The sequence below is a fragment of the Catellatospora tritici genome, assembly GCF_019083965.1.
Lineage (GTDB): Bacteria > Actinomycetota > Actinomycetes > Mycobacteriales > Micromonosporaceae > Catellatospora > Catellatospora tritici.
Map to the genome: position 1 here is coordinate 24,298 of NZ_JAHRCY010000044.1, position 9,039 is coordinate 33,336.

At 65.2% G+C, this 9,039-nt stretch carries 7 protein-coding genes and 1 pseudogene; 3 read left to right on the plus strand and 5 right to left on the minus strand.

Features of this window, described 5'->3' with window-relative positions:
• Nucleotides 1–626: 626 nt before the first annotated feature.
• Nucleotides 627–1,088: an IS110 family transposase gene (locus tag KUA19_RS41930; protein ID WP_217405576.1), complete on the minus strand. Its 462-nt coding sequence runs from the start codon at nucleotides 1,086–1,088 to the stop codon at nucleotides 627–629.
• A gap of 342 nt (nucleotides 1,089–1,430) precedes the next feature.
• Between KUA19_RS41930 and KUA19_RS41935 the strand changes: the two genes are divergently transcribed.
• Nucleotides 1,431–1,826 carry a hypothetical protein gene (locus KUA19_RS41935; protein ID WP_217405578.1) on the plus strand — a complete coding sequence of 132 codons (396 nt, stop codon included), beginning with the start codon at nucleotides 1,431–1,433 and terminating at the stop codon, nucleotides 1,824–1,826.
• A 67-nt stretch (nucleotides 1,827–1,893) separates the two neighbouring features.
• Here the strand turns inward: KUA19_RS41935 and KUA19_RS41940 are convergent, their stop codons facing one another.
• The 3 genes from KUA19_RS41940 to KUA19_RS45205 are packed head-to-tail and all read right to left on the minus strand — an operon-like array spanning nucleotide 1,894 to nucleotide 3,419.
• The gene (locus KUA19_RS41940; protein WP_217405579.1) at nucleotides 1,894–2,292 is read right to left on the minus strand and encodes a hypothetical protein; all 399 of its coding nucleotides are present in this window, start codon (nucleotides 2,290–2,292) and stop codon (nucleotides 1,894–1,896) included.
• A 9-nt stretch (nucleotides 2,293–2,301) separates the two neighbouring features.
• The gene (locus tag KUA19_RS41945) at nucleotides 2,302–2,883 is read right to left on the minus strand and encodes a transposase (RefSeq protein WP_308167958.1); all 582 of its coding nucleotides are present in this window, start codon (nucleotides 2,881–2,883) and stop codon (nucleotides 2,302–2,304) included.
• Nucleotides 2,823–3,419 (minus strand): transposase, encoded by a 597-nt coding sequence (locus tag KUA19_RS45205; protein WP_372452051.1) that lies wholly within the window; start codon nucleotides 3,417–3,419, stop codon nucleotides 2,823–2,825. Before KUA19_RS45205 ends, KUA19_RS41945 begins: the two co-directional genes overlap by 61 nt.
• A 21-nt stretch (nucleotides 3,420–3,440) precedes the next feature.
• On the opposite strand from KUA19_RS45205, the pseudogene KUA19_RS41955 reads away from it, so the two are divergent.
• Nucleotides 3,441–4,156 (plus strand): annotated as a pseudogene (locus KUA19_RS41955) (IS6 family transposase).
• A 259-nt stretch (nucleotides 4,157–4,415) separates the two neighbouring features.
• Here the strand turns inward: KUA19_RS41955 and KUA19_RS41960 are convergent.
• Complete coding sequence (locus tag KUA19_RS41960) at nucleotides 4,416–7,412, minus strand: FtsK/SpoIIIE domain-containing protein (protein WP_308167959.1); 2,997 nt, start codon at nucleotides 7,410–7,412, stop codon at nucleotides 4,416–4,418.
• 351 nt (nucleotides 7,413–7,763) lie between these two features.
• On the opposite strand from KUA19_RS41960, the gene KUA19_RS41965 reads away from it, so the two are divergent.
• Entirely contained in the window at nucleotides 7,764–8,945 is a 1,182-nt protein-coding gene (locus KUA19_RS41965; protein WP_217405588.1) for a WD40 repeat domain-containing protein, read from the plus strand.
• Nucleotides 8,946–9,039 lie beyond the last annotated feature (94 nt).

Consider the following 9,039-nt stretch of genomic DNA (forward strand, 5'->3'; position numbering starts at 1 on the left):
GCGTCACCGACTCGCCACCCACCGGGCACCGCTGACCGTCGCGAACGCCATGTACGAGACGCTCCAGCAGAGAAGACGGATGGATGCGCGACGGTCCTGCTGCACCCCGCGCAGCCACGCTGATCGGCTCTTGGCGCCGTCGGACTTCCGCGGGGAGGCGACATTTGGTTTAGAAGAATCCTGTGCCGGGTAGCGGGCGGCAACGCAAGGAGCCGTTCATGAACCACGAGCACCACGCTCGGCAGCAACCCCCTGACACAGGTGACCTCGAACCCGACACATTGCACGACGCCGACTTCAGAGAACTACGGGGCAGATCCCGCCGGCTCATCGCAGACCTCTCCCGGCTGTCGAATCAACTCGCCGATCTGCAAGACGCGATCACAGACCGACCCGATATCCGCGCTCCTGCCGAGACGGAACGGCCGGGCCAAAGGCTCGAACCCACGGATCTCGAGCTACGGCAGACCATGGCCAGACCGTCCGACGACCTCGAGGCTCAGCCGTAAGCGTCACGTAATGGCGCTACACATGGGATCGACCGTATGTAGATGCCTTTGTCGATCCGGTGGCCGCATATCCCCTGGTGTGATCCGCAGGTGCGCAAGGCCATGAGTCGGGCCGCCCTACGTGAACTGGGCGGGCGGATGGAAGCGGCCAAGGCCGACGCGCCCGCCGATACGCTTCGGTTGAGCAGTGCCAAGTCGTGAGCACGCCACCCCGCCGCCAGGCGCCGCCGACGGCAAGCGGCGGTCAGGTGGCGGACGAGTATTGGCGGCGGCGTCGATGACGTCGTTCTTCCGGCGTCCACCGCGAGACAGTTCCCGGACCCGCCGCGTTGCGGTCGCCGGCACGTCAACGACGGTCTCGCCCCAAGCGAGCAGCCACTGCGCCAAGTGCCGTCCCAGTCCTCGCGCGTTCTCCACAGCCCACGTCCGCTGCGGCCACTGCCTGGCCCAGGCCAGCAGTCGCCGGTACTCATCAAGGTTCGCCTCGATCGTGACGCTGCCCAGTTGCTGCTGCGTCGTGCGCTGTATCGCTGCCGCCGTGTGCTGCCGCTTATGCGGGTCAACACCGATCACCACCATATGCTCCGACGTCCTTTCACCGGCGTGATGAGTGAGAACGTCGCGGCCGGCAGGCCGACTTACGGATGATCTACCACGCCTCTGTAGAGCCAGGCAACGACGCGGTGCCCGGCCGGGGCGCATACCCCACCAGAGCCAGCCCTCACGGGCGGCAGCCAAAACTCGAGCCACCCCGGCCAGGCACCTTCGGACTGCTCAACGCCGATGCCTCGACTGCAGCAACCGATACCGTCTATACAAGTCGGCCAAAACCCGCTCCTCGAAACATCACCGCAGGTCACAGCCACATCCGCGGTCGGGCCAGAGATCACGCCAGCAGCTTCTGGCACCTATCATCGCCCGATGGCCCACCGACCATCGGACTACTGGCGACAGTGCGTCGCTGACGACAACGCCCGCGTCGCGTCCGGCGAACGCGACCGGGCCTACGCCGCCGAGCTCTTCCCGGAAGCGCTGCTCACCGACACCCACATCGCGTTGTCCGCGTTCGAAGCAGACCTCCGCTGGCTCGACCCGACCTCAGCCGACGACGTCTTCACGATCATCGAACGAATCGTACTCGACCTCAACCGGGTCAACGCCGCCCACGGCGGCGCCGCATACGAAACCGATGAACGAGAACGACTCTGCGGCTACATCGAGGCCACACTCCACGAAGCCGGCGTCGATCTCGACGCCGTCGCACAGACCCGACGCCTCACCCGCCACGAGATCACCAACGAATGGCGCAACTGGTAACCAGCCGCCCGGGGCCAAAACTCGGTTCTGGCACAGTCTCCGTGAATGATCTTGAGGGTGCGGCACTCTAGGTCTGACGGATGGCCTTCCGGCGGGCACGGACGTAGTCCGTGTAGTCCTCGCCAGCCACGGCGTAGTTGACCCAGCGAGCGGGTGTGGCGGTGGTAAGCCTCTCGGCTAGCTGAATCGCTTCTTCCTCATCGGTACTGTGGCCGAGTTCGCGGCCCTCACCGACGTACTGCTCGTCCGCGGGGTCCAGCGAGAGTAACTCGGCGATGTCGCCGGCATGGTCATCATCGGGGTCCTGCACGGTATGAAGCGAGACGCGGTAGCTGCCGTTCACGGGAGTGACTGCCACCCACCTAATGGCTGGTACACCACCTACTGTGGTGCCGCCCAGAAACTGTTCGATGCCCTTGCCTCGTCGCAGGGCACCGATGGCGAAGTGCCTCGTCAGGTACCGCATCCGGCGATCCTACTGTTGCGTGGTTGTCCGCCATTCTCGATCGGCAAGCAGAACGCGCTTTCGCAGGAGGTCAAAGTTCGCGCGACCGTGCATCTGTCGCTTGATCATCTTGATGCGGTTGACGTTGCCTTCGACCGGGCCGGAGTTCCAGGGCAGTGTCAGTCCCGCGGTGACCGCGCCGAGGTCGGCGATGAGCCCTTGGGCGAAGTGGCTTATGCCGACCAGGCCCGAGTCGACCGCGTTGGCGATCCAGTCGGGGAGCTGGTGGCCCGTGCTGTTGGCCAGCATCGCGGCGAACGAATGGACCAATTGGCTGGCGGCGGCCAGTTCGGGACAGCGGTCCAGCAGCGCGGTCACCTTGTCGGTGTCAGCGCTGGTGAGGTTGTCGGGGTGTCGGCAAATCCAGCCGGTGACCTGCCGGACGGTGGTGGTGTCGCTGGCAGCGGTGGACGGGTGGCGGCGGGCTGGCTGGCCAGGAACGCCCGCACAAGGGCGTAGCTTCCGGTGAAGCCGAGGTCGACGATCTCCCGCTAGAGAGTGCTGCTTATGCCGTGTCGGGGTGTCCACCGCGACAGCAGGTGGGCTTTGCACGGGTCGAGGAGACTGGGTCGCTGCCGGCGGTGGCCGACGACCATCTCCTGCCAAGTGGCGGCGCGGGCGTAGCGCTGCACGGTGTGTCGCCCCCAGCCGAGGTGCCGGGCGATCTCACGGATGCCATAACCTCGGCCGAGAAGATCATGGACGACGGCGTGTTGTTCCTGGCGGCGTTGCGCCATCCGCCCGGTGGGCTCGACAAGATCGGCCGCAGGTGCCCCATCGGCTGGCGTCGTGGGTGCTGTGAGGCAGGTCTTGTGCTGGGCGACGCACCGTTCGACGGCGGAGGCGAGGTTCTGCCACAGGTGGAACCGGTCGGCGACCTGGACGGCGTCGGGCGCGCCGGTGCGGGCGCCGTCGACGTAGGAGCTGGACCGGTCGCGGCAGATCACCTCAGCACCGGGCGCGCGGCCAGCCACGTTGCCAACGCCGTCGCATCGCGGCCGGTGACGAGGTCGACGACCTGCCGGGTCTGGCAGTCGATGAGCACGGTGCCGTAGTGGTGACGGGGCTGTTGCGTTTAGCGTTGGCATGATCGTGGGCACACACGAGCAGTGAAGTCCTCGCCCCGTTCGCGTTCGTGGCTACCTGCGAAGTCGGCGTTCGCCGGGTTCCGGTTCCCGCCGAAGGTGATCGTGGTCGCCGTGCGGTGGTACCTGCGCTACGGCCTGTCCTACCGCGATATCGAGGAGCTGCTGGTCGAGTGGGGCGTCGAGGTCTATCATGTCACGGTGTTCCGCTGGGTGCAGCGGTTCACCCCACTGCTGGCCGACGCCGCGCGGGCCTGCCGGCACTCGCCGGGTGACCGCTGGTTCGTCGACGAGACCTATGTAAAGGTCGGCGGCGTGTGGCGGTACGTGTACCGGGCGGTCGACCAGCACGGGCAGGTCATCGACGTACTCGTGTCCACCCGCCGTGACGCCTGCGCGGCCCGCAGCTTCTTCGGCAGGGCGCTGTCGAGGTTCGAGGCCCCGACCGAGGTGGTCACCGACGCTGCCGCGGTCTACCCCGCCGTACTGGATGACCTCGTCCTAAAGGCGTGCATCACGTCGAGTAGTACGCGAACAACCGGATCGAGGCTGATCACAGCCAGCTCAAACACCGGTTGAGACCGATGCGCGGGCTACACACCGACAAGACAGCGCAAGTGATCATCACCGGACACGCGTTCATGCAGAACCTACGCCGCGGACACTACGAACTCGCCACCGACGTCCCGCCCACCCGGCGAGTCGCCGCAGCGTTCGCCGAACTCGCCACGGCGATCTGACCGAAGTAGCAACCAAGATCTACCGTGCCCGGCGATCCGATAACGCAACAGCGCCCCGCGCCTACATCACCCGCCGCCTCAACGAAGGCAAGACCCTCCGCGAAACCAAGCGATGCCTCAAAAGGATCTTCGCCCGCAAGATCTATCGCCTGCTCGAAAACGCTCCCCGACAACTGCCTCAGACCCTTGACGAGACATAGCAGCGTCATAGGGGCATCAGCGCCGTGCGGCGCGCTCGGTTGCCGGACCTACGCGCCGCTCACGTCGCATGGTCGACCCACGCCACACCGACTGTGGTGGCGTGACCATCACGGACGAATAGTGCACGACCCGGGCGAAATTCAGCACGGGACAGGCTAACCGGGAACGGTGTATGGAAGATCCGATCCCCGTCTACGGGATCTGGAGCGAAGCACAGGCCGTAGCGACTTTGCTTGACCGCCTGCAGAAGTGGACTGTAGGCACCCAGAATGCTCGCTTCACCTTCGGCCACGACAAAGGCGCCTGCCGTGACTGCGACATTGATGAGTTCGGCGAGTGCGTTCTCAGCCACGGTTCCAGCGAGGTCAGCGATGCCTTCCATGACCAGCACTGTGGGCGCGGTCAGGCTACTCTCGAGCAGCGCCTTAGCCTGGGCTTCTGATGCTTCCACGCCGAGGTTTTGTGTCGTCCACAGCCCAGGCCCGCCGACGTGGGAAAAGCGAGCGGCGGTGAACACGTGGGTCCGAACCTCGGGCACGGCTCTGCACAGCGCGACGACGACGGTCCGTATGGCCGATGAGCGCCCGGAGCGTGCTGGACCGGCGATCACAAAGGCACCCTTCGGGTCGAACGGCACCGGCGACAACGACGCCGCGTCCAGGCCCAGCACAGGCAGCCCACCGACGCTCGTAGGCAAGTCGGAAAGGAGCACTCGCTCCGGCATCTTTAGCACCGGCGGTGCCAACTGCACCTCGGCGCGCCGCTGCGCCTCGCTGAACTCTCTCAATGCTGCCGCTTGTCCGTGCAGGTCGGTCCGGTTGCCGAGGATCGCCACCTGCAATTCCGAACCGTCGACCATCCCACGCCCAGGAGGCGATGTCGGCTGCAGTACGTCAGGGGGCACGCCCAAGTCCAGGTAGGCGCCCGCATCGGCCAACCGCAGCACGACCCGCGCCCCAATTACGGCGGCAAGCCGGCCGGGCAGTGCCGAGGGCTGCTCGGCGGTCACAATGACATGCACGCCGAGCGGACGGCCCTCCATGGCAAGTCGGCAGAAGGCTCCAAAGAGCCCGCTGCCGTCGGACTCATGAGCTTGGCGGAACTTGACGAGCCCATCGAGTATCAGTAGCACCCGCGGCTCTTGCATGCCAGTCAGGCGACGGTAGTCCGAAAGAGTGCCGGTGCCGACGCGAGAGAACCGGTCGTCGCGCTCCACCACCATTTGACTGAGCATGCGCAGCAATCGGGCGAGCAGTTCTGGGTCACCGGCAGGCACGACTGCTCCAACGTGCGGGAGGTCCTCGATCATGGATAAGCCGCCATCGCCGAAGTCCACGCCGTAGACGAAACACGGCCCGCTGCGCACCGAGAAGCCAGCCGCTACCGCGAGCGTGCGCAGCAGCACAGTCTTTCCGGCGCCATTGGCGCCGAAGATCGCCAGGTTGCCCTGCGCATCCGGCCAATAGACCGCCGGCGGTTGCGCCTGTTGCTCGGGTTGGTCCAACACACCGAAGACGAGTTCATGGTCTTGACGCGACGTGACCACGGTCGCCAAGTCGTAGGTCGGGCGCAGCGCGGGCAACATCGGCAGCGCTGGCCGCGGTAGCGCCACCATCTCCGCTGCCTGAGAGATCGCGGCGACTATCCGCTGGACATCTGTCGGCCCGGGGTGCACCCGCCCATGGCGCACCGTATCGCCAGGCCTGAACAACTCCGGCAGGAGGGACCAGCCTCCGACATACGCCGTCTGGAACTGGACCGGCAGATCTGGCCCGCTCCGGGAGGCTGCTCGCCCTGGGATACCAGGAGCAAAGTGCGCGGCAAGCGGTGATCCCAGCACACTTGCGCTGTCCGCGTCGTCAGCGCACCGCAGGGCGACCCGTAGGTTCATGTGCACCCCCAGGCTGCCGGAACTCCCGAGCACCAGCTCAGGGCGTTGGGTAGCGACGACCAAATGCACACCCAATGAGCGACCGAGCATGGCGACACGCTTGATGCCATCAACGAAATCGGGCAGCTCCCTGATGATGGACGCGAACTCATCAACTATGATCACGAGCCTCGGCGGGGCGTCTACGACGCCCTTCTGCTCCAACGCCAGGAAACTGGGAACCCCGTGTGCCGCGCAGAACCGCTCTCGACGAGTGAGTTCGGCAAAGAGCGAGTTCACAGTCCGCCGCCCTTGGTGCTGGTCGAGCTCAGTGATCATGCCGACCGTGTGCGGGAGACTTACCACGTCGCGGAAGGCCGAGCCGCCCTTGTAGTCGAAAAGCAGGAAGGTCAGCCGCTGCGGACTGTGTGCCGCAGCCATGGCGACGACCCAGGACAGGAGAAACTCGCTCTTTCCGGAGCCCGTGGTGCCAGCGACGAAAGCATGAGGCCCGTCGGCGTTCAAGTCGAGCGAGTGCGGCCCGGTCGCGGTCCGACCGACTACGGCCCGGAGACTGCCGGCGCGCTGAGGCGGCGCTTTGGCGAGAGGACCCGAGACGATGGATCCATTCGCCAACCATTGATCAAGAACCGCATCGGGTGTCGCCTCCAGTAATACGTCGCCGGCATTGAACAGGCAGACGCTGTGCGGCAGCTCCGTCGCCCGGTCGCCCGCAGCGGGCAGAGTGCCCGCCGCGGTGTCCGTCGGCAGCAGTAGTCGCAATCTTGTGATCAGGCCCGTCGGGACCGGCTGACCGGGGACCACCACCTCAAAGTTCAGGCTAATCAGTTGGAGCGGAATGTCTTCACTTGGACGCAACTGCACCGGGATGACGGGCTTCTTCCGGTGGGTAGCGTAGGCAATCTCGTCGCGCACCCACTCCGACCCGACGGATTCGGGTGTTAGGACAACGACAAAGGCCACGCAGTCGCCGATGCTTCTTTCGATAACGTCGGCGAAACGGTCGCCTGCACTGAGGCTGATGTCGTACCAAACACTAATGCCCGCAGTCCGCAGACCGAGCGCCAGCTCGTCCACATATGACCGATCCGTACGGCTGTAACTGAGGAAGACTTGGGCGCCCACACCGATCATCGTACGGCTCTCACCAAGCTGTCGCGCCATCACTGCCCAGCATGGGCGGCGTGCGCACCTCCTTTGCTCGTAAGAGTGCCAGCTCGGACAGCCACGACTCGGTCGCCTCGACACACTCCTTGACCACCGTGGTGACCCGGGTGTAATGGTTGCGGGCCACGGTCAGGACATAGCCGATGCCCAGCTCACGCAGCCGTTGCCGCAGTGACGAACCCGACCCTCACCCGGGGCACGGCCGTAAGCTTCATCACGCAGATCCGGGGCGCCGAATTCCTGTCGTGGTCACGGCGGACCGGTCGGCTTGGCATGTCTCGTGAAGGCCTAGCTGTGCCACCATAATGGATAGTGTCGGGCCTGTGGCGGGCCTGTCACACTAGCCAGGTGCTGGCTTCAATCATGCCCGGTGTACGCGAGATACGAACACCGCTGGCGACAGGCTATGCGTGGATTCTCGTCGTGTATCTTGCCGTCGGGCATCGGCTGCCGGACGCCGCGAGTTCCACTGGCTTGCTCGCCGATGTGTACCGCATCGGTCGGCTTGTCACACCTGCGGGCATCGCCGTCGCGGTAAGCGTCGTGGCCTATCTGACCGGGGTCGTGGTTCAGCCACTGGCTTCAATGCTGACCAAGGTCGTACTCAAGTGGCGGCGGGTGGTTCCGGACCGGCTTGCGCGCGTAGCGGGCAAGCCGCCCGAAGAACAGATCAAAAAGGCGTTCGAAGGCATCGAGATCGACCGCTTGGCCGACCGTGTACGCGACGACGCGCAGTTCCGCGCCGCAGTAGTGCGGCACGGAGTGGAAGTTAGCCGGCATGCCTTCGCAGGCATCGACGCATCGCGCCTCGATGATCTGCTATTGAAGAAGTCGGCAGTTCGTCAACAGGCAGTCCAAGAGGCGGTGACCCTGGACGCTTCGCGGCATTCCGTGAAGCTGAGCGAAGACCTGCTGCGTCAAATGGTTCAGCGAATGCAACGCCACGCGGACCGGGCCGCGACGGAGTACGACCGGCACACCACCGAATCCGACTTCCGTGCCGGAATGGCCTGGCCACTGCTCGGCCTGCTCGTGGTGTTGTCTGTCCGGGTGTCGGTGTGGTGGCTTGGCGGCCTACCCGCGGTAATACTGCTGCTCTCCTCGGCCAGCGCCGCATCTCTACAGGCCACGATGCTGTTAATGACGGTCATCGCCTCCCGCGGCTACGACGAGCCCGCGATACAGTCGCTGGACACGACCCCTCCGCAACAACTGATCAACGACAAAGCCGGAACGGCCCGATGGGTGAGCCCTGCAGCCCTAGCGGTGACCGCCTTGGCGATCAGTGCGGACAACAAGATGATTGCAGGTGGCACCAGCGACGGACTCCTGCTGGTGTGGGATGCGGACACCGGTAGCCTGCGGCATTCGGTGGCAGCTCATCGAGACACCATCGAGGCCCTTGCCTTCACTCCCGATGGCTCCCGGTTGGTCACGTCCAGTCAAGACGACACCACCCTTGTCTGGGATTGCACTTCCGGCACTCAGCTACGTGTGCTAGTGCCTCGTCACGCGGCCTTGATGGTGTAACCCGGCTCGCGAATTCGTGAGTTCGGGGCGAAGTTGGTCTTGGGTTGGGCGCGGTGGTTGCGCCATCGGATGTAGGCGCCGATCGCTGCGTCCT

Coding starts and splice junctions, on each gene's coding strand:
- KUA19_RS41935 (WP_217405578.1), top strand. CDS start 1,431: ATGGCCCACCGACCATCGGACTACTGGCGACAGTGCGTCGCTGACGAC.
- KUA19_RS41930 (WP_217405576.1), bottom strand. CDS start 1,088: ATGGTGGTGATCGGTGTTGACCCGCATAAGCGGCAGCACACGGCGGCA.
- KUA19_RS41940 (WP_217405579.1), bottom strand. CDS start 2,292: ATGCGGTACCTGACGAGGCACTTCGCCATCGGTGCCCTGCGACGAGGC.
- KUA19_RS41960 (WP_308167959.1), bottom strand. CDS start 7,412: ATGGCGCGACAGCTTGGTGAGAGCCGTACGATGATCGGTGTGGGCGCC.
- KUA19_RS45205 (WP_372452051.1), bottom strand. CDS start 3,419: ATGCCAACGCTAAACGCAACAGCCCCGTCACCACTACGGCACCGTGCT.